This window comes from Brevundimonas sp. EAKA, assembly GCF_000698025.1.
GTDB lineage: Bacteria > Pseudomonadota > Alphaproteobacteria > Caulobacterales > Caulobacteraceae > Brevundimonas > Brevundimonas mediterranea_A.
This window is the reverse complement of record NZ_JMQR01000258.1, coordinates 1-1,207: the sequence shown is the minus strand read 5'-3', so window position 1 is coordinate 1,207 and position 1,207 is coordinate 1. Positions and strand designations below refer to the sequence as shown.

At 66.5% G+C, this 1,207-nt stretch carries 3 protein-coding genes; all 3 read right to left on the bottom strand.

Features of this window, described 5'->3' with window-relative positions:
* Positions 1-76: 76 nt before the first annotated feature.
* Positions 77-262 (bottom strand): hypothetical protein, encoded by a 186-nt coding sequence (locus ER13_RS17340; protein ID WP_008258864.1) that lies wholly within the window; start codon positions 260-262, stop codon positions 77-79.
* Between the two features lie 73 nt (positions 263-335).
* Entirely contained in the window at positions 336-671 is a 336-nt protein-coding gene (gene trxA / locus ER13_RS17335) for a thioredoxin (protein ID WP_035311420.1), read from the bottom strand.
* Between the two features lie 117 nt (positions 672-788).
* A partial coding sequence (locus tag ER13_RS17330) for a PD-(D/E)XK nuclease family protein (RefSeq protein ID WP_035311419.1) occupies positions 789-1,207 on the bottom strand: 419 nt, incomplete at its 5' end.

The following is a 1,207-nucleotide window of genomic DNA, read 5'->3' as shown; positions in this document are numbered from 1 at the left end:
GCCCTGGATGAGCAAGTAAGACAGCACACCAGACTCTCCCTCCCCCTTAGGGGGAGGGAGAGTCTGGTGTGCTGTCTTACTTGCTCATCCAGGGCCGCGACTTGCCCGCTGCGATCCGGGCGTTCTGTTCGCGCTGGAACCGGCCGCCGCGTGGGGCCTGGGGACGGGCGTCGAGCGCCGCCTTCTTCAGGCGCAGGGCGCGCTGGACGGGGGTTTCGCCGGGGATGTCGTCAGCCGGGATCGGTGTGTCTTCGTCGCTCATGAGACCCTCCTAGCATGAAAAACGCCCGCCGGTCGGAACCAGCGGGCGCTTGATCTTCAATGGAGCGAGACGATCAGGCGTCGGCCTTGACGCCGGCCTCGGCCAGCCATTCGACGATCTTGCCCTTGGGCATGGCGCCGACCTTCATCGAGGTCATCTGGCCGTCCTTGAACAGCATCAGGGTCGGGATGCCCTTCACGCCCAGCTTGGACGGGGTCATGGGACTGTCGTCGATATTGATCTTGGCCACGGTGACCTGACCGCCCATTTCGTCGGCGATCTGCTCCAGCGCCGGGCCGATCTGTTTGCAGGGGCCGCACCATTCAGCCCAGAAGTCGACCAGGACGGGGGTGGAGGATTTCAGAACGTCGGCGTCGAAGCTTTCGTCCGTGACTTTTACAGTCGCCATGAATGGCTCCTTGGGGCGCTATCGCTCGGCCCGCGGGGCCTCGCTGCTTGAGCGCATGTTGATGTTGGCCGGAGCGTCCGGGTTCGGAGGCAGATGTGGGAGCGAATCGCGGGCAATTCAACTGTTCGCCAACGCCGCGTCCAGCATGGCCTGCGGGATCGGCATCAGTTTAGGGCCATCGGTCCAGACCAGGGCGGCTTCGACCGGGCGGTCGGGGTAGAGGCGTTTCAGGACGGCGACATAGACGGCGGCCTGCAAGACATAGGCGGGATCGACCCGGTCGAGGGCGTCGGGGGCGGGGCGGTTGGTCTTGTAGTCGATGACCAGGACGCGGTCGGGCGTCACCACCAGCCGGTCGATGCGGCCGTTGATCGCCACGCTGGACGGGCCAGGCAGGGCGCCGGTCAAGGCGACTTCGGCGCGGGAGCCGGGGCCGAAGACCGGAGCGAAACGGGCGTCGTCCAGCACCGCGAAGGCGGCGGCGATCATCTCAGCGCGCTGGGCGTCGTCGAGGTCGGTCTCGCGCGCCAGAAGGC